The organism is Desulfuromonas sp. KJ2020 (assembly GCF_024197615.1).
GTDB lineage: Bacteria > Desulfobacterota > Desulfuromonadia > Desulfuromonadales > SZUA-540 > SZUA-540.
In genome coordinates, this window is record NZ_JAKUKE010000001.1 from 1,340,290 (window position 1) to 1,357,145 (window position 16,856).

The following is a 16,856-nucleotide window of genomic DNA, read 5'->3' on the forward strand; positions in this document are numbered from 1 at the left end:
GGCGAAAGCAGGAAATCCATTCAATGCCAAGAGAGCGGAAGGCCTGGCTGGCCCCCCGCTCTTTTGTGTCTCAGGCCTCGGCGTCGGCCGGGGCGGGCAGGCCGTCCTCTTCCTTGCCGCGCAGATAGATGCTGCGGCTGGGGAAGGCGATCTCCAAACCCAGGTCTTCGAGAATGTCCATGACCTGCAGGCAGACGTCCTGGCGGGCGTCGAGGTAATCGGCCCAGACCGTGGTGGTGGTGAAGCAGTAGACCATGATGTCGAGGGAGGAGGCGCCGAAGTCGGTGAAGTTGACGAGGAAGAACTCCTGGTCAATGGCCGGATGACGGCGCAACAGGGCGCGGATGCGTTCTACCGCCTCGCGCATCTGGGCGGGGGTGGTTTCATAGGTGACGCCGACGGTCATTTTGATGCGGCGCTTGGGCATGCGGCTGAAGTTGTCCAGGGGCATGTTGGCGATGACGTTGTTGGGGACGGAGATCAGGGTCTGGGCGAAGGTGCGGATTTTGGTGGAGCGGAAGCCGACCTCTTCGACGGTCCCCTCCATGTCTCCCGCCTTGATCCAGTCGCCGACGCCGAAGGGGCGGTCGAGGATGATCATGAAGGAACCGAAGATATTGGAGAGGGTGTCTTTGGCGGCCAGGGCCACGGCGACGCCGCCGATGCCGAGGGAGGCGAGCAGCCCCGAGATGGAGTAGCCGAGGTTTTGCACAGCCATGAGGAAGGCCATGAAAACGATAAAGACCCGCAGGCTCTTGCGCACGAAGGGAAGCAGGTTGTCGTCGAGGGTCGAGTCGGTGCGGTGAGCCCACTTGGCCAGATAGGCCTCGAGCACGCAGATCAGATTGAACAGGGCCCAGGCGATGTCGAAGGTGATGAGCACCTTGAGCAAAGCGTGGGCGAAGCGGCGGATATCCACTGGTTCCACTGGCAGTTGCAGAACCTGAACGGCCAGAAAGAGGCCGACCAGCGTGACGAGAAAGGTGCCGGGCTTGCGCAGGCTCTGCAGGGTCAGGTCATCGTAGGGGTTGGCGGATTTGGCGGCCAGCGGCACGAGAAAGCGGTTGAACAGGTGGTCGGCGACCCGCCGCAGAATCAGGGCCGCCAGCAGAATGCCGAAGGCCGTGGCGTAACGGCCGAAGCCGATGCCGAAGACATGCTGATCAAAAAGGGTGTGCAGGGTTTCCATGAGTCACTCCCGAAGTGTGGTTAGGGGCTTTTCTTAGCAGATACACCGGGGGAATGCAAGGGCAGGACTAGGGCGCCCAGAGGCCACGTTCGGCCTGACGGGCGGTCTTTTCGGCCTGCAGAAAATCCTGTTTGTGGGCGAAACTGAAGCGCCTATAGACCACGGCCAGCCCCTTTTCGAGCAGGAGGCGGTTGAGCTGAGTGCCATCCTCCAGGTAGACGTAGGCCAGCAGACGGCCGTAGCGGTCGCGTTCTTCCTCTTCGGTCATCAGGCGCACAGTGCGGTTCTTGACGAGGGCGATGTTATGCTGCAGGGCGGCCTTGGCCATGGGGCGCAGGTTTTTGGCGGGGACGCCGAGACGGGTGAAGCCGCGGTCGCGGGAGGAATCCTCATGTTCCGGCGTGTCGATACCGAGGAGGCGCACCTTGCCGATGCCGGCTACCTTCAGGGTGTCGCCGTCGTAAACCCACTCGACGGTGCCGCTGAGGCCGGTGGCGGTGGGCGGAGGGTCTGGCCGCTTCTGCATCCCCAACAGCAGGCTGGTCAGCAGAAAGATGAAGAAGACTCCGTATTTCAGAGGGAGGCGGGAAAACCTCATGGTCGCCCCCATAGCAGGCGGGCGAATAGACCGCTTAAGAAGCCCCAGATCAGGTGGATCAGCAGCACGAAAAAGGGGGCGGTGATGCCGAGCTGGAGGCCGAACAGACCGTAAGGGGTGAGCTGGGGAAAGACGTACAGCAGCTGCCAGGCGGCGGGAACCAGGCTGACCCAGAGTGCCTTGCGAATCCACTGCCGGCGCCGGCGTGGCGAGGCGACGGTGACGAAAAAGAGCAAGGCCCAGGCGCCGCCCCGAAAGAGGCGGGGGTAGAGCCATTCCGGGGAGAGGGGATCATGCAGGAGGAATTCTGCCGTGGGGATCAGCTCTCCCCTGGGTAAAACCCCCAACAGAAGGCTGACGACAAAGGCGCCGATCAGGCCGGCACAGGCGCAGACAGCTAACAGGGCACGGGTTCGAGGCACGGAGACTCTCCTGTGAAAATCATGGGTTGGCTGATAAATCGGCCGGGTTCAGGCTCCCCTGGCGGTAGCCCTCCAGATCGAGGGACACGTAGGTAAAGCCGGCCTGTCGACAAATGGCGACAATCTCGCCGCGCAGGGCCGGGTCAAGCAGGCGGCGAAAATCGTCCGGATTGACTTCAAGGCGCGCCACCTCGCCATGGTAGCGTACCCTGAAGCCACTGAAGCCGCGGCTGGCCAGGAATTCCTCACAGCGGCGCACCTGCTGGAGACGCTCTGCGGTAATGGTCGTGCCGTAGGGGAAGCGGGTGAGGTAGCAGGTCAGCGGCGGCTTGTCCCAGCCCGGCAAGCCTGCTTGGCGGCTTAAGTTGCGGATATCCTCTTTACCCAGCCCAGCTTCCTCCAGAGGAGAGCGCACACCCAGCTCGCGGGCAGCCTGGGTCCCCGGTCGATAGTCGAGAGAGTCGTCGGCATTGGTGCCATCAACCAGCAGGTCGAAGCCGGCATCCCGCGCAGCCTGAAGGCAAAGGGCGAAGATAAACTGCTTGCAGAAATAACAGCGCCGGGGATCGTTGGTTCTGACCTCCTCTCGCACCAGCGGATCAAGGTGGATCAAGTGATGCCGGATGCCCCTGGCGGCTGTGAAAGCCTGGCAAAAGCCCAGTTCTTCTTGGGGGAAAGCGTCCGCAGAGGCGGTTATCGCCAACACGTTTTCCACGCCCAGGGCTTCAACGGCGGCGTACAGCAGCAGGGTCGAATCGACTCCCCCCGAAAAAGCGACCGCCACGCGGCCCAGGGGAGTCAGTCGGGCCAGTAAACGGGTGTAGAGTGCCGGTTGAGACATCTGCCATCCTTTTAACCACCTTCCCGAACCGGAAAAGGCGGAAAGTTAATAAAAAGGCCGGGGGGACCCGGCCTGGTGGTATGACGATGCTCTGCCTGCCCTTGCCGGCAGACAGGGGCAGGCGTTGCTAGTCGAAGATGCCGGTGGAGAGGTAGCGTTCGCCCGTGTCGCAGAGAATGGTTACCACGTTCTTGCCCGCTCCCAGGCGGCGCGCCACCTGCATGGCGGCATAGACGTTGGCCCCGGCCGAGATGCCGGCAAAAAGACCTTCCTCCCGGGCCAGGCGGCGGGCCGTGTTCATGGCCTCTTCGTTGCTGACCGGCAGAATTTCGTTGTAGATCGCGGTGTCAAGGGTGTCGGGAATGAAGCCGGCGCCGATGCCCTGGATCATGTGGGGGCCGGGGTCACCGCCGGAAAGCACGGGGGAATCCGCCGGTTCCACAGCGACAATGTGTACGCCCGGGTTGTGCCGGCGCAGAACGCGGCCGACGCCGGTGATGGTGCCGCCGGTGCCGACGCCGGCCACAAAGGCATCGACCTTTCCGGCCAGGGCCTCAACGATTTCGGGACCGGTCGTCTGCTCGTGGACGCGGGGATTGGCCGGGTTTTTAAACTGCTGCAGCATGAAGGTACCCTGGTTCGCGGCCAACTCTTCCGCTTTGTCAATGGCGCCGCGCATGCCAAGGTTGCCCGGGGTCAGGACGAGCTCGGCCCCGTAGGCGCTCAACAGACGGCGGCGCTCCACGCTCATGGTTTCGGGCATGGTTAAAACCAGTCGGTAGCCCTTGACGGCGCAGACCAGCGACAGGCCGATGCCCGTGTTGCCGCTGGTCGGTTCGATCAGGGTGTCGCCGGGGCGGATTTCGCCCGACGTCTCAGCCGCTTCGACCATGGCCAGGGCGATGCGGTCCTTGACGCTGCCACCCGGGTTGAGTCCTTCCATTTTGCCCCAGATGGTGGCGCTCTTGGCATCCGTCATTTTGGTCAGGCGCACCAGGGGCGTGTTGCCGATCTGTCCCAGTGAATTTTCGCTCAAAGCGGTGGGCATGATAAATTCCTTGGCCGTGAAGGTGGTGAAGAGGGGGCAAATCAGATAAAATACATGAACCGATGATCGAGTTCTTTTTCCATCCCCATGTCTTTGGCCTTTTCGCAGAGGTCCTTGAGGGTCAGGGAGGCAAAATACTCGTTGAGGCGGCGGTTGGCTTCCGACCAGATACTCTGGGTTACGCACTGGCCGTCGAAATCGCATTTGCCATGGCAGTCATCGGTTTCCTTGGTGCAGGAGACCAGAAAGAGCTCCCCTTCAGTAGCCAGGATGATATCGCTGACGCGGATCTCTTCCGGCTTGCGTGAGAGCACATACCCCCCCTGGGGGCCGCGCTTGCTTTTGAGCAAGCCCGCTTTTTTAAGGTCCTGGAAAATCTGTTCGAGGTAGCGAGGCGAAATGTCCTGCCGCCGGGAAATATCCTTGATCTGGGTGGGCAGGGCGCCGGAATGATAGGCCATGTCGAAAAGGGCTCTGACTCCATAACGTCCTTTGGTCGAAAGCTTCACGGGAAATCTCCTTGTAAAGTGTGATGCCTGATTATCGTAAAGCTTATAATCAGTGTCAAGAATTAAGCGACATTCTCCCTTGAATAAGGTGATTTTTTGATTTCCCATTACATAGAACTTTTGGCGTCTTTTGGAGTCCACCTATGTCCAGCATCTCATCTCTTGACCCTGCCTTCTATCCGACCCCGGCGGCCCTGGTCACGTTCAATGGTCCCCAGGGTAAAACCTGCCTGCTTCCCTCCCCCTGGATGGGGATTGTCTGGTGCGATCCGCCGCTGTTGACCCTGGCTTTCCGGCACGGCTGTGCGGCCCGGCCTCTGATGCAGAAGGCCTCCCGGTTCGTGGTCAATCTTCCCCCCGATTCTCTCCTTGATTCGTCGCCGCTGATCCACTGGCTGATGACGAAGAATCCCGACATGGAGAGTGCGCCGGGACTGACGCCCTGGCAGGACCGGTTTATGGCGGTGGCGGCTATCGAAGAGTGTCCGGTGCAGCTGGTATGTGACCAGACCGAGGTGAACAGCCGTTACGGGCAGGATGTGCTCAGCGGCAGGGTGACAGCCCTGTATGCCAACAAGTCTCCCCTTCCTCTGGCCGAGCCGCTGGATTTTGGCCGCTACACGGTGGCTCGGCGTTAACCGGCCGGCGCGCGCCGGCTCGCTAAAAAGAAAAGGGGCGCAACGCCCCTTTTCCTGCCCCCATTCAGTTGTCTCAATCCGATCACTCCCAAGGTTTGATGATGCCCGACTCCAGAGCGGCCCGCTCCACGGCCTCGGCCACCTTGGCGTGCACTTCTTTGTGCAGGATGGAAGGCACCAGTTCCCCCTCTTCGGCGCAGGCCGCGATGGCTTTGGCCGCGGCGATCTTCATCTTGTTGTTGATACGGGTGGCCCGCACGTTGAGGGCACCCCGGAAAATGCCGGGAAAGCCCAGGGCGTTGTTGACGCTCTTGCCGTCAGCGGCGAAGGAGGCTCCGGCCGCCATGGCGTCTTCCGGGGTGATTTCCGGGTTGGGATTGGACAGGGCCAGAATCACCTGGCCCTTGCGCACCATGGACGGTTTGATCAGGCCGGGACAGCCGGTGGTGGCGATGACGATGTTCGATTCGGCCATGACATCGGCCAGGGTACCGGCTTCTCCACCGGCCTGTTCGAGCATGTCGCGTGATTCGGCCTTCAGGTCGGTACCCATGACCTTCTTGACGCCGTAGGAGAGGAGCAACTTGGAAATGCCCATGCCCGCCGCCCCCAGGCCAATGACACCGATGGTCGACTTGCTCAGCATAAGGCCGGAAAAATGGGTGGTGTTGAGCAGGGCCGCCAGTACCACGACCGCCGTACCGTGCTGGTCGTCATGCATGACCGGGATGTCCAGGGCCTCGTCCAGGGCATCCTCAATGGCGAAACACTCGGGGGCGGCGATATCTTCCAGCTTGATGGCGCCAAAGGTGGGAGCGATGTTTTTGACCGTGTCGATGATGACCTGCGGATCCAGGCTCTCGATAAGGATGGGGATGCCGCTGACATTGACGAGGCGGTCGAAGAGGGCGGCCTTGCCTTCCATGACCGGCATGCCCGCCACCGCGCCGATATTGCCCAGGCCCAGAATGGCTGTGCCGTTGGTGACGATGGCCACCTGGTTGGGGATAGCTGTGTAGCGATAGGCCAGCTCGGGTTTCTTCTGGATGTCCCGGCAGATGGAAGCCACCCCCGGCGTGTAGAGCTTGCGGATGTCGCCGATGCTGTTGATGGGCAGCCGGCTCTTCATGGCGATCTTGCCCCCCTCATGCAACTGGTGCACGAGGTCGATAACCTCCTCGACGATAATGCCTTCGACCTTGGCGATATCGTCGAGAATCTTTTCCAGCTGCTCTTCCGAATCGACGTAGATCGTCATCTCTCGGGTGTTGTGGGTCCGGCCCATGCGCACAAGCCGGATATCGCCGATATTGCTGCCGGCCATACCGATGGCCGACGTCAGTTTGCCGAGATAGCCCGGCTTGTCCTGGATCATGACCCTGAGGGTCTTGGCGATTTTGCCGGCGCCTTTTTCAATTTCCATGGAAGTGAACTCCCCTTGTTTGGTGGTGGCCGCTTTTCTGTTTTCCTTATTTTTACCCGATCATCCGGGGCTGGCAATGGCCGGTGTTGAAAATGGAAGCGATTTTATGCCCGGGCCCGATTCCGTGCAATGAAAAAGCGCGGCAGGCGTAATGGATTAAAATCATAAAACTTGATTGGTGTGCTGGTCCTATTGTAGCTTGAGGCGTCGCAGTCATCCCGGCGCCGCAGGGCGCCTTGGTTCGGGGAGAGTTGATCCGTGGAGCGCAAACGATTTGGCGAGATTCTGGTGGAAGCGGGGGTGCTGACCCAGCCCAACCTGGAAAGGGCGCTGGCCCTGCAGGCCAAAAAAGGGGAGAGGCTGGGAAAGATTCTGGAAGAGCTGGAGCTGATCAGCGAAAAGGACATCACGCTGGTTCTTGCGCATCAATATGGCCTGCAGGCGGTGTCCAAACTGGCCGAACGTCCCGTTTCCGAAAGCACCCTGCACCTGCTCGATGCGCAAACGGCCCTCGACCGGTTGGTCTTCCCGTTGCGCCGCACGGAAAAGGACCTGTTTCTGGCGGTCGTCAACCCGGCTGATCAGGACGTCTTCGAGAGTCTGAGTCATCAACTCAATCTGCGGATTGTCCCCTTTCTGACCACGCCGACCGAAATCCAGAGCGCGGTCAGACGTCACTATTTTGGCGAAACGGTCGGAGCGCTCAATGAACGCTGGCGGATCCTGCTGGTGGGGCCGGACAATATGCTGGCACAAGAGATTCGGCAGGCGCTGACGGCGGAAGGGTACGAGCTTTTTGTCGGCGAGGACCTGGCCGAAGGCCTCAGGGCGGTCCTTCGTCACTCGCCCCACCTGGTCCTGGTCGACACGGCCATGACTCAGATGGACGGCTTTGAAATGGTTCAGATTCTGCAATCCAACGATGTGACCCGCAAGATTCCCCTCATCGCCGTGACCGGGACCCCCAGTCTGGAGGAAGAGGTCGATCTTCTGGATGGCGGCTATTTCGACTACCTTGGCGCTCCGCTGCCGACGGCGCGTCTGCTCGCCCGTACGAAAAGGGCTTTGGTTGTTACCTACGGCAAAGTGGATGAAACGCTCGACGTCTGACGCCTTGAGCTCGGCGCCAATTACCAAAAGAGGCCCTATCCGGTCAGGGATAGGGCCTCTTTTCACTAAGAACGAAGTCGATGTGCATGGGGCCCGCTTTATCCGATCCGCTGAGCTAAAGCCTTCATCGCTTCAGCCGACCAAGCCGTTTTACCTGGCCAACTGATCACGTTCAGACTGCGCTTCTTTACGGGGGTTGGTACGCCCCTGGCGGAGGGATGGACGGCGTCCGGCGTCAGGCCGCGTCACACCGACTTCGTTTGCTGTCAGTTTCTCCGGGATGTCGACCTCGTCCTGAGTTTCCGCAAACGGTCCAACAACCTTCCCCTGAAAAAGGCTTCAGGCGTCCCGCTCAAGGGCGGGCTGGCACACCGCCTTTTTACCGGGGAAGAAATACTCCTGGTGTTGAGGATAAACCAAAGTCCAGTATCGAACATCCCAGAGATTTCAAAGATCAATGCCGCTTTTAAATTTAGTCTAGCATGATATTTCCTGATGGAAAGTCCCCAGGTAAAAAAAATCGGCGGTAAGTCTAACCGCTTGTTTTTCCAGGCTGAAACAATCAAAGGCCCCTCGTGAGGGCCTTTGATTGTACCGCAGGGGAAGGAAGAAGCGGGCGCTCCGAGGAGGGGGAACGGAAGCGCCCGCCAGGGAAGACGGTTATTTTTTGACGAAATTCGTCTGCTCGTTACAGGTCGGACACTTCTTGGGCTTGCAGCGCCCTTCTTTTTCATATCCGCATTTTTCACAACTCCACAGTGCCATGAGCTTTCTCCTTGGTGTTGGGATTAATGTTACTAAATTGGTCATAATTCTAGCGTCTAAACACATTTTGTCAAGAAGAAATTCACGCTCAAGCGGACAGTCGTCGACAAGAGCTCTTGACTTCACGAGGTCGCGGGGGTATCTTCCGCGCCGAAAAGAGAGCCTTTTTGTCCGTTTGTTTCTGAAAGTTCGGGTCTTATGAAAAGTGCGGCACTCAAATCCGATGTGCTTTTGTTGCTGACCGCGGCGATCTGGGGATTTGCCTTTGTCGCCCAGCGCCTGGGCATGGACCATGTGGGGCCTTTCACCTTTAACGGGGTGCGTTTCGCCCTGGGCAGCCTCTCGCTGCTTCCCCTGTGGCTTTTGAGCCGTCGCCGAATTAACCGGGCTTCCGTTGTTTCACCGGCCGCTTCTACCAAGTTGCTGCTGTGGGGTGGGGTGGCCGCGGGCATGGCGCTCTTTACCGGCGCCTCCCTGCAGCAGGTTGGTCTGGTCTACACCACGGCCGGCAAGGCGGGCTTCATCACGGGACTCTACGTGATTCTCGTGCCCATTCTGGGGCTGCTTTGGCGCCAGCGTCCTCATGCCGGCACCTGGGGAGGAGCCACATTGGCCGTCTTCGGCCTCTACCTGCTTTGCGTGACGGAAGAGTTCACTATCTCTTTCGGAGATCTGTTGGAGCTGCTGGGCGCCTTTTTCTGGGCCGGGCATGTTCTGCTCATCGGCTGGCTGTCCCCTCGGGTAGACGCCATCCGGCTGTCGTGCATCCAGTTTGCCGTTTGCTCCCTGCTGAGTCTGGCCGTGGCAGTCGCCCTCGAGGTCATCAGCCTTCATGGCCTGCTGTCAGCGGCTTTGCCCATCCTCTATGGTGGCCTGATGTCCGTCGGGGTCGCCTACACGCTGCAGGTTGTCGCCCAGCGCGAGGCCCATCCCGCCCATACGGCGATCATTCTCAGTCTGGAGGGGGCCTTCGCCGCGCTGGGGGGCTGGTTGATTCTGGGGGAAACCCTGTCGGCCCGCGGGCTGCTCGGCTGCCTGCTCATGCTGGCGGGCATGTTGTTTTCGGAGTTGTCCGGTTTTTTCGTGCGACGCCGGCAGGTGGCCGGGGCGGCTTGAACAGATTTTTTAGGCCGGCCGATGGTTGACAGGCGGCCGCGTGGGGCGCTAGTATCTGGCCGCTGAGGTTTTTTTAGAAGGAATAGATTATGAATCTGTACGAAGTATCTTACGAAATTGACGGCGAAGTCCGCGAACAGCTGGTCGAAGCCAATACGCCGGTAGAAGCCCAGATGAAATTCATGCAGAACAAGCCCGAAGGCAATGTCATCGTGCTCTGTGTGGTCCGTCAGTAGGACCCACGCCCCCACGCTTTTCTTTTTCTTTCCTTTCCCTCCTTTTACACATCACCCCGCTGAGTCCGGTCTCCGCCCAGGTGGGGTGCGCATTCGGCATGGATGAATTCGCGGATGCGCTGGCTGTCGGCAGCCGGGATGTCCTCAAAAGCGATGCCGATGCCCGCCGGCAAGTCCGCCTTGGTTTTGCTTAGAGCGGCGTTCAGCCAGGTGACCCGCCCTTTACAGCGGATCGTCTCCTCGGCGCCGGGGACGAAAAACTCCAGCGTCACCGGGGTGTCGACCGGCATGGGGTGAGGTGTCTCCAGAAAGAGGCCGCCGGCGCTGATATTGACGGAATAGTCATGCAGGGTCTTTTCATGCTCGACGCCGTAATGCACCAGCATCCGGGTTTTGACCCGGGGGGTAGCGCGCTCGGCGATCTGGAGGAATTCTCTCGCCATCTGGCGCAGGCGATGGCGGTTCAGGGGGCGCGAAATGACATCATCACAGCCGGCCTTCCGACAGAACCTCTTTTCGTCCTCGTCTTCGTCGTCGATGATAAGGATGACCGGCGTGGTGAAGAGCTCCGGATCGCTTTTAATCTGCCGGCAGCAGGCGGCGCCGTCCATTTCCGGCATGTGGAGATCCATAATGACCAGATCCGGCCGCAGCGCGCGCATGAGCGGAAGCACCTTGCAGGCGCTCTGCGAGGTAGTAATCTGAATGTTCTCCCGGGCAAAAAACGATTTTTCCATATCCAGAAAAAACTTCACGTCATCGACCAGCAGGATTTTTTTCGCTGCTCGCACCCTCGACCTCCTTCTCTTGAAACATCGAAATAAGCGCATCAAAAAGCAATTTCCGGGCCAGTCTCTCTTTTGGAAGTTTTTCCGGTGAAGGAGGGGTGACGCCGGCCCCCATGAAAAAAGGCTGCCGGAGTCGGCAGCCTTTTGACGTGTGCAGGAAGCGGTCTTTATCACCCCTTTGGCGGCACGAAGGTGTCCGGAGTGAAGTTGTAGGTAGCGAAGTAGTCCTCCACCGTCTCGGCCCGGCGGATCAGCTCAACGCGGCCGTCGCCGTGCAGTAGCAGCTCCTTGGGACGCAGGCGGCCGTTGTACTGGAAGCCCATGGCGTGCCCGTGGGCGCCGGTGTCGTGAATGATGACGAGGTCATCTTCGACGATGGGGGGGAGTTCGCGCTGGATGGCGAACTTGTCATTGTTTTCGCACAGAGAACCGACCACGTCGTAGACCTCGCTGCGGGGCTGGTTTTCTTTGCCGAGGACGTCGATGTGGTGATAGGAACCATACAGGGCCGGGCGCATCAGCGAGGACATGCAGGCGTCGACGCCGATGTACTTACGGTAGGTGTCCTTGTGGTTGATGGCGGTGGTCACCAGGGCGCCGTGGGGACCGGTCATGTAGCGGCCGCTTTCCATGTACATACGCGGGGCGTAGCCGTGCTTGGTCTTGAAGGCGTCGAACTGGGTGGTGATCTCCTTGGACATGGCCGCCAGGTCCAAGGGCTGCTGCTCGGGCTTGTAGGGGATACCGAAACCGCCGCCGATGTTGACGAACTCGAAGCGGATGCCGAGCTCTTTTTCCACCAGTTCGGCGATGTCGAGCACCATGCGGGTCGTCTCCACCATATAGGTGTAGTCGAGCTCGTTGGAGGCGACCATGGTGTGCAGACCGAAGCGCTTGGCGCCGCGCTCCTGGGCCATACGGTAGGCCTCGACAACCTGCTCGTGGGTGACGCCATACTTGGCTTCCACCGGGTTGCCGATGATGACGTTGCCGGTGCGGCGGGGGCCGGGGTTGTAGCGGAAGCAGATGAGCTCAGGGAAGACGGGCACTTTGCTGATGAGGCTGATGTCATCGAGATTGAGGACGCAGCCGCCGTCCTGAGCGGCGAAGAGGAATTCCTCCTCGCTGGTGTTGTTGGAGGTGAACATGATGTCTTCGGGCTTGGTGCCAACTTCCCGGGCCAGAATAAGCTCGGGGATGGAGCTGCAGTCAAAGCCGAAGCCCATCTCCTTCATCAGGCGCAGGATGGCCTTGTTGGGCAGGGCCTTGACGGCGAAGAATTCCTGAAAGCCATCAATGCCGGCAAAGGCCTTTTTCAGGTTCTCGCCGGTCTCGCGGATGCCGGTCTCGTCGTAGATGTGAAAGGGGGTGCCGTAGTGGAAGGCGATGTCCTTCGCCACGGGAAAGAGACGGTTCTTGAAATCTTGTGACATAGGCATGATGGGATTCTCCTCGTTTCGGGTTAGCGCAAAAGGTAAAAAGGTCAGTCGTTTCGTAAGCCTTGTGGTCGATCGGTCGTGGCCGCCTCAAGGGCCCGCCGCTGGTTCGAGATCAATACGCCGGGTCTCCTTGATAGTCGAGAGCACTACCTGGGTTCGGGTCGCGATGACACCCTGGATGGCCATGAAGTCGTCGCGCAGGATACGGCCGAGGTCCTCGGTGCCCGCCACGCGGATCTTGACCAGATAGCCATCCTCGCCGGCGACCTGGTGGACTTCCTGCACGCCGGTGATGGCGGCGAGTTCGCCAGCCAGCCGACCGTTGCCGGCCCGGCTGGCTTCAACCAGGATGAAGGCGGTGAGTTTCTGCCCGAAATGGCGCGGATTGAGGCGCACCTCGTAGCCTTCGATGATGCCTCGCTCCTCCAGCTTGCGGATTCGCTCCAGTACGGCCGAGGGGGCCATGCCGACCTGTCGGGCGACCTCGGCGTTGGGGATTCGGGCCTTTTCCTGAAGGATGTGCAGAATCTGCAAGTCAATATCGTCAAACATTCTCTATGGTCTCCATATTGGAGAATATTATTCGCTTAGCCCCTCTTTGTCAAGGGGGCGGTACGCAAAAAGCCCCGGTTTCAGGTGAAAACCGGGGCTTTGCAGAGGATGGGCCCGAGCCGTCCCCTATTTTTCGAAGGCCTCTTGGGGAATGGCGACCGGCTGCTTCTGCAGGCGCTTGTAGTAGAAGTTCTGACCGTAGAGCACGGCCGCCGGGTTGTGGCCGGTGACCCGGTCCTTGACGACCAGGGTGGTGACGGGAACTTCGGAGTATTTGGCGAAGAGCATGTCGTGGCCGACGCAGAGGCCGACGATGATGTTCATGTCGCAGCCCGCCTGGTTGAGGAGCCTGGCCTGGGCGATGGGGTTACAGGCCGGTTCAAAGGTGCCGGGCCGTACCTTGTACTTCTCGTCGATGTCGAGTTCGAGCTTGTCGATGCTGCCGGCTTTGCAGCAGACGGAGATGGGCTCGAAGCCCTGGGCCGTGAGGATATCGGCCAGACGCTTGGTCTCTTCGAGCAGGCCGATGCAGGTGCCGATGCCGATTTTTTGGTAGCCCATGAGTTTGGCGAGGGCGATGGTGTCCTCCACCCGCGTCCAGCGGGCGTTGACGGCGTCGGAGCCCGGCACGGGCTGGTAGCAGAGTCCTTCGACAATCGCCGCCACCCGGGCCAGCTTGGCATCGGCATCGTCGCCGCGGTACTTCAGGAAGGAGTCGTCGATGACCTCCTTCTCGCGCTGCGAGGGGCAGTAGCCGGGCTGTCCCGGACGGCTCTGGGGGTCGCTCCAGCAGTTGGTGGTGCCCAGCTTGTTCCAGACGGCGCTGCAGTTGGCGCACGAAAGGGTGGTCTTGTCGCTCATCGTGGTTGTCTCCTTGTCAAAGGCCAAACGGATTGGGGAAGACTAGCCGAGGCGTTGCAGGGTGCGGCGGATATCCTCGACGCTGGCGCTGTCGCAGAAACAGCCGGAACCGGCGTAGGGGTCGAAGTGGCGGAGCTGTTCCAGCAGCTGGCGCAGCAGGTCTCCCCGGTCACAGTACTTACCCGGATCGGTCAGGATCGCAGCCAAAGGCGGTAGCAGGAAATCGGGCAGTTCGCCATCGCGGCTCTGCTGGTCGACGGCCTGCCGCAAAGCCTCGAAAATATCCATGCAAGCTTCCCCCTCCATACATTGAGTTTGCTGAATATAGCAGAAGGGAAAACCCATGGCCAGAAAAGAATCAAACGCTGTTTCTTTTTTGATCCGTCAAGGCCTGTCGGGGGCTGGACTGATTTCCACCAGGGTGATTTCCGGCGGCGACAGCACCCGCATGGGCGGCCCCCAGGTGCCCGTTCCCCGACTGGTATAGAGATGACCGCCGCGGTCGGTGCGGTGGAGGCCGTCCTGCAGGGGGAATTCAAGGCGGGTGAGCAGGTTGAAGGGGAAAATCTGGCCCCGGTGGGCATGGCCGGAGAGCTGCAGGTCGAAGAGGCCATCGGCGCCGGCGCCAAGGCGCGGGCGATGTTTGAGCAGGATGATGAGGTGGTCTGTCGGTAGCGCCTGGAGCAGTTCCGTTTCGTTGATGGCTTGTCGGGTGGCCGGATCGTCGACGCCGACCAGGGTGATATTCGTCCCGATAGTCTGGGTCCGGTTGCGCAGAACCTGGAACCCGCTGCGTTGCAGAAAGTCGAGTCCCTGCTCCAGGCCGGCGTAAACCTCATGGTTGCCGATGATGGCTAATTTGCCCAGGGGGGGATCGATGCGGCTCCACAGCTCGGAGAGACCGTCGAGGTGATTGATCTGGGCGTCGACGATATCCCCGGTGGCGACCACCAGGTCGGGTTGCAACTGCTGCAGTTCAGAGATGATGGGGGCCAGGGCCTCGTCGCGCAGGATCAGGCCCAGGTGCAGGTCAGAAATCTGGGCGATGCGCAGAGGGGGGCTGCCGACGGGGAGTTTGGCGCTGGTCAGCCGCACCTGTTCGACGCGCAGGTCCGTGGCTTCCCGCAGACCGTAGAGGCCGGTGGCCAGGGTCACCAGCAGGATGACGCCAGCGCTGACGGCGCCGTGCAGGGAGAGGCGAGGAGCGCTGGCGGCCACCTTGGGCAGCAGCCAGGCGGCCAGTTCCCAGAGGGCGAGGGGGAGACAGAGACTGAAGGCGAGAAAGGCGAAGCCCATCCAACTGTAGCCGACCCAGGCGAGGGCGCGGGCGGCGAGTTCGTGGCCGGTATGGTCGAGCAGGCGCACCAGCACCGGGGCGACGATCATGGCGCCCATCCATACCCAGGCCAGGCTGGGCAGGGCCGGGTGGCCGGCTAACAGCGGGTGCATCCCCCAGAAGACCAGGGCATGCATGGCGGTATAGATGAGCAGAAAGGTCAGCACGAACAGGATCATTCTCAGGTCTCCTTGGCGGAAAGCTCAGACCGGGGATCGGAGGCCCGGCTGAAGAGGGCCGGTCGCCAGCCGCGTACAGAGTTTATCAGAAAAATACTGCGGCAGCAGGACAACTTTTGGAGCGGCACGATGCCTTCCTCGATAGTGCCCCGGGCCAGCAGGGAGGCCCGGAAGGTGCCGGGCAGCAGGCCGCAGTCGAGCGCGGGGGTGATCAGGCGACCGTCCTCCTGCTCCACCACGAGGTTGGCGATGGTCGTTTCGGTTACTTCCCCCCGTTCGTTCCACAGGATGACATCGTCGCAGTCGGGGCAGGCCTGCCGGGCCTCGTCGTAGAGGCGTCGCTGCGTCGTCTTGTGATAGAGACGGGGATCGGTAGAGTCGACGGGGAAGGGGGCGAGTCCCAGGCGCGCGGGCCCTGGCGCCGAGGGAGGCAGGGGGAGCGCCTCGCCTTGGTAGTGGCCTTCGGCATCGAGGAGCAGACGGACTTTATGAGGAGAAGGCGGCAGGGTGGCGGTGAGGCGGTCGAGCTGGCGGATGGCCTCCTCCCGCGACCAGGGGAGGTCGAAGTAGGCGGCGGAATCGGCCAGGCGCCGCAGGTGTTCCTTCCGCAGAAAGAGCCCTTCCGCAGGCGTCCAGCGCAGGGACTCGAGCAGGGTCGGTGGGGGAGCCGATTGGCGCAGAATGCGGCCTTTCTGCAGGCACTCCCGGTATTCCGCCCCGGCCTCGGAGCCCCAGGTGATACCGGCACCGACGCCGTATTCGCCGCGCTGGCGCTGGCGATCGATGAGGGCGGTGCGGATGGCGACGCTGAAGCGGGCCCGGCGTTGCGGGGCGACATAGCCGAGGGCGCCGGTGTAGAGGCGGCGGGGGCGCTGCTCAAGGTCGGCGATGATCTGCATGGTGCGGTACTTGGGGGCGCCGGTGATGGACGCGCAGGGAAAGAGGGCGGCGAAGACCTCATCGAGAGAGGCGTCCGTCTCTGTCTCGGCCACGGAAGTGAGCTGCCAGACCGTCGGATATTTTTCCAGGGTAAAGAGCGCCGGCACCCGCACGGGGCCGCCGAGGCGGCCTAGGTCGTTGCGGATCATGTCAAGGATCATGAGGTTTTCGGCGCGGTCTTTCTCCGATGTGCGCAGTCCTTCTCCCCGAGCCCGATCTTCCTCCAACGTGCGGCCGCGAGGGGCCGTCCCTTTCATGGGCCGGGACCAGAGCTGTTGTCCACGGCGCGCGAAAAAGAGCTCGGGGGAAGCCGAGGCGATGGCATAGCGGCCGGTGTCGAGGTAGGCGGCGCCGCCGGCCTTTTGGCCCTGCACCAGGTCGAGGAAGAAGAGCCAGGGATCCTGGTGAAAGTCGCTGTGCAGGGAGAAAGTGAAATTGACCTGGTAGGTTTCGCCGGCGGCGATGCGGTCGCGGATGGTGGCCACGGCTCCGGCGAAAGCCGCCTCATCGCCGGCGGCTTTCCAGAGCGGCCGGGGCAGGTCGGCGGGAGGGGGCGGCAGCTCCACCACCTGGGGCTCGTCGTAGAGCCCGAACCACAGCAGGGGAAAGTCGTGGTCCGCCAGCACGGAGCAGGCCGTATCGAAAGCGGCGGCGGCCTCGTAGCTCAGAAAACCGGCGGCCCAGAGGCCGCTGCGTTCCACCTCCTCCTCCAGTTGGCGCAGGGTCGGGCGGATGGCCGCTACCTCATGGACTTCCAGCAGGCGCAGAGGGCGGGAGAAGTAGAGCCAGTGGCCGCTGGCGGGATCGAAAAGCAGCGCTTCGCCGCGCTGCGGAGACCAGGTGGAAGGTATCGGTGCGCCTCCCATG

19 protein-coding genes and 1 other RNA gene are annotated in these 16,856 nt (G+C 61.3%); 4 read left to right on the forward strand and 16 right to left on the reverse strand.

The window, feature by feature from the left end:
• Positions 1 to 70: 70 nt before the first annotated feature.
• The 6 genes from MJO47_RS06120 to MJO47_RS06145 form a co-directional block, all read right to left on the reverse strand.
• Positions 71 to 1,189 (reverse strand): mechanosensitive ion channel family protein, encoded by a 1,119-nt coding sequence (locus MJO47_RS06120; protein ID WP_253960231.1) that lies wholly within the window; start codon positions 1,187 to 1,189, stop codon positions 71 to 73.
• 67 nt (positions 1,190 to 1,256) lie between these two features.
• The gene (locus tag MJO47_RS06125; protein WP_253960232.1) at positions 1,257 to 1,787 is read right to left on the reverse strand and encodes a thermonuclease family protein; all 531 of its coding nucleotides are present in this window, start codon (positions 1,785 to 1,787) and stop codon (positions 1,257 to 1,259) included.
• On the reverse strand, positions 1,784 to 2,209 hold the full coding sequence (locus tag MJO47_RS06130; RefSeq protein WP_253960233.1) for a hypothetical protein: 426 nt from the start codon (positions 2,207 to 2,209) through the stop codon (positions 1,784 to 1,786). Before MJO47_RS06130 ends, MJO47_RS06125 begins: the two co-directional genes overlap by 4 nt.
• A gap of 19 nt (positions 2,210 to 2,228) precedes the next feature.
• A complete protein-coding gene (gene larE, locus MJO47_RS06135; protein ID WP_253960234.1) occupies positions 2,229 to 3,050 on the reverse strand; it encodes an ATP-dependent sacrificial sulfur transferase LarE in 822 nt (273 codons plus the stop codon).
• 127 nt (positions 3,051 to 3,177) lie between these two features.
• Positions 3,178 to 4,098, reverse strand: a complete 921-nt coding sequence (gene cysK, locus MJO47_RS06140; RefSeq protein WP_253960235.1) for a cysteine synthase A — start codon at positions 4,096 to 4,098, stop codon at positions 3,178 to 3,180.
• Between the two features lie 41 nt (positions 4,099 to 4,139).
• Positions 4,140 to 4,607, reverse strand: coding sequence for an Rrf2 family transcriptional regulator (locus tag MJO47_RS06145; RefSeq protein WP_253960236.1), 468 nt, complete (start codon positions 4,605 to 4,607; stop codon positions 4,140 to 4,142).
• A 143-nt stretch (positions 4,608 to 4,750) separates the two neighbouring features.
• Here MJO47_RS06145 and MJO47_RS06150 point away from each other — a divergent pair, with 143 nt between their 5' ends.
• Complete coding sequence (locus MJO47_RS06150) at positions 4,751 to 5,245, forward strand: flavin reductase family protein (RefSeq protein ID WP_253960237.1); 495 nt, start codon at positions 4,751 to 4,753, stop codon at positions 5,243 to 5,245.
• A gap of 82 nt (positions 5,246 to 5,327) precedes the next feature.
• On the opposite strand, the gene MJO47_RS06155 is transcribed toward MJO47_RS06150, so the two are convergent.
• The gene (locus tag MJO47_RS06155) at positions 5,328 to 6,668 is read right to left on the reverse strand and encodes an NAD-dependent malic enzyme (RefSeq protein ID WP_253960238.1); all 1,341 of its coding nucleotides are present in this window, start codon (positions 6,666 to 6,668) and stop codon (positions 5,328 to 5,330) included.
• Between the two features lie 258 nt (positions 6,669 to 6,926).
• Between MJO47_RS06155 and MJO47_RS06160 the strand changes: the two genes are divergently transcribed.
• Entirely contained in the window at positions 6,927 to 7,778 is an 852-nt protein-coding gene (locus MJO47_RS06160; RefSeq protein ID WP_253960239.1) for a response regulator, read from the forward strand.
• Positions 7,779 to 8,046: 268 nt separating this feature from the next.
• Here MJO47_RS06160 and ssrS read toward each other — a convergent pair.
• A non-coding RNA gene (gene ssrS / locus MJO47_RS06165) (6S RNA) lies at positions 8,047 to 8,226 on the reverse strand.
• 212 nt (positions 8,227 to 8,438) lie between these two features.
• Positions 8,439 to 8,837 carry an RCKP-type rubredoxin-like domain-containing protein gene (locus MJO47_RS15610; RefSeq protein WP_371926632.1) on the reverse strand — a complete coding sequence of 133 codons (399 nt, stop codon included), beginning with the start codon at positions 8,835 to 8,837 and terminating at the stop codon, positions 8,439 to 8,441.
• On the opposite strand from MJO47_RS15610, the gene MJO47_RS06170 reads away from it, so the two are divergent.
• Both MJO47_RS06170 and MJO47_RS06175 read left to right on the forward strand, forming a co-directional pair.
• Positions 8,742 to 9,659 carry a DMT family transporter gene (locus tag MJO47_RS06170; protein WP_253960240.1) on the forward strand — a complete coding sequence of 306 codons (918 nt, stop codon included), beginning with the start codon at positions 8,742 to 8,744 and terminating at the stop codon, positions 9,657 to 9,659. The two genes, MJO47_RS15610 and MJO47_RS06170, sit on opposite strands and share 96 nt — an antisense overlap.
• A gap of 89 nt (positions 9,660 to 9,748) precedes the next feature.
• Positions 9,749 to 9,895, forward strand: a complete 147-nt coding sequence (locus tag MJO47_RS06175) for a hypothetical protein (protein WP_253960241.1) — start codon at positions 9,749 to 9,751, stop codon at positions 9,893 to 9,895.
• 44 nt (positions 9,896 to 9,939) lie between these two features.
• Here MJO47_RS06175 and MJO47_RS06180 read toward each other — a convergent pair whose 3' ends face one another.
• The 7 genes from MJO47_RS06180 to MJO47_RS06210 form a co-directional block, all read right to left on the reverse strand.
• Positions 9,940 to 10,686 (reverse strand): TIGR02266 family protein, encoded by a 747-nt coding sequence (locus MJO47_RS06180; protein ID WP_253960242.1) that lies wholly within the window; start codon positions 10,684 to 10,686, stop codon positions 9,940 to 9,942.
• Positions 10,687 to 10,853: 167 nt separating this feature from the next.
• Positions 10,854 to 12,122 (reverse strand): diaminopimelate decarboxylase, encoded by a 1,269-nt coding sequence (gene lysA / locus MJO47_RS06185; protein WP_253960243.1) that lies wholly within the window; start codon positions 12,120 to 12,122, stop codon positions 10,854 to 10,856.
• Between the two features lie 87 nt (positions 12,123 to 12,209).
• Complete coding sequence (locus MJO47_RS06190; protein WP_253960244.1) at positions 12,210 to 12,674, reverse strand: Lrp/AsnC family transcriptional regulator; 465 nt, start codon at positions 12,672 to 12,674, stop codon at positions 12,210 to 12,212.
• A gap of 126 nt (positions 12,675 to 12,800) precedes the next feature.
• Positions 12,801 to 13,535: a DUF1847 domain-containing protein gene (locus MJO47_RS06195; RefSeq protein WP_253960245.1), complete on the reverse strand. Its 735-nt coding sequence runs from the start codon at positions 13,533 to 13,535 to the stop codon at positions 12,801 to 12,803.
• A 42-nt stretch (positions 13,536 to 13,577) separates the two neighbouring features.
• The gene (locus MJO47_RS06200) at positions 13,578 to 13,823 is read right to left on the reverse strand and encodes a GSU3529 family protein (protein WP_253960246.1); all 246 of its coding nucleotides are present in this window, start codon (positions 13,821 to 13,823) and stop codon (positions 13,578 to 13,580) included.
• A 96-nt stretch (positions 13,824 to 13,919) separates the two neighbouring features.
• A complete protein-coding gene (locus MJO47_RS06205; RefSeq protein ID WP_253960247.1) occupies positions 13,920 to 15,050 on the reverse strand; it encodes a metallophosphoesterase in 1,131 nt (376 codons plus the stop codon).
• Positions 15,051 to 15,052: 2 nt separating this feature from the next.
• Entirely contained in the window at positions 15,053 to 16,855 is a 1,803-nt protein-coding gene (locus tag MJO47_RS06210; RefSeq protein ID WP_253960248.1) for a chorismate-binding protein, read from the reverse strand.
• Position 16,856: the final 1 nt, after the last annotated feature.

Coding starts and splice junctions, on each gene's coding strand:
- MJO47_RS15610 (WP_371926632.1), bottom strand. CDS start 8,837: ATGGTCCATGCCCAGGCGCTGGGCGACAAAGGCAAATCCCCAGATCGC.
- MJO47_RS06200 (WP_253960246.1), bottom strand. CDS start 13,823: ATGGATATTTTCGAGGCTTTGCGGCAGGCCGTCGACCAGCAGAGCCGC.
- cysK (WP_253960235.1), bottom strand. CDS start 4,098: ATGCCCACCGCTTTGAGCGAAAATTCACTGGGACAGATCGGCAACACG.
- MJO47_RS06175 (WP_253960241.1), top strand. CDS start 9,749: ATGAATCTGTACGAAGTATCTTACGAAATTGACGGCGAAGTCCGCGAA.
- MJO47_RS06150 (WP_253960237.1), top strand. CDS start 4,751: ATGTCCAGCATCTCATCTCTTGACCCTGCCTTCTATCCGACCCCGGCG.
- MJO47_RS06155 (WP_253960238.1), bottom strand. CDS start 6,668: ATGGAAATTGAAAAAGGCGCCGGCAAAATCGCCAAGACCCTCAGGGTC.
- MJO47_RS06120 (WP_253960231.1), bottom strand. CDS start 1,189: ATGGAAACCCTGCACACCCTTTTTGATCAGCATGTCTTCGGCATCGGC.
- lysA (WP_253960243.1), bottom strand. CDS start 12,122: ATGCCTATGTCACAAGATTTCAAGAACCGTCTCTTTCCCGTGGCGAAG.
- MJO47_RS06170 (WP_253960240.1), top strand. CDS start 8,742: ATGAAAAGTGCGGCACTCAAATCCGATGTGCTTTTGTTGCTGACCGCG.
- MJO47_RS06195 (WP_253960245.1), bottom strand. CDS start 13,535: ATGAGCGACAAGACCACCCTTTCGTGCGCCAACTGCAGCGCCGTCTGG.
- MJO47_RS06205 (WP_253960247.1), bottom strand. CDS start 15,050: ATGATCCTGTTCGTGCTGACCTTTCTGCTCATCTATACCGCCATGCAT.
- MJO47_RS06210 (WP_253960248.1), bottom strand. CDS start 16,855: ATGGGAGGCGCACCGATACCTTCCACCTGGTCTCCGCAGCGCGGCGAA.
- MJO47_RS06190 (WP_253960244.1), bottom strand. CDS start 12,674: ATGTTTGACGATATTGACTTGCAGATTCTGCACATCCTTCAGGAAAAG.
- larE (WP_253960234.1), bottom strand. CDS start 3,050: ATGTCTCAACCGGCACTCTACACCCGTTTACTGGCCCGACTGACTCCC.
- MJO47_RS06125 (WP_253960232.1), bottom strand. CDS start 1,787: ATGAGGTTTTCCCGCCTCCCTCTGAAATACGGAGTCTTCTTCATCTTT.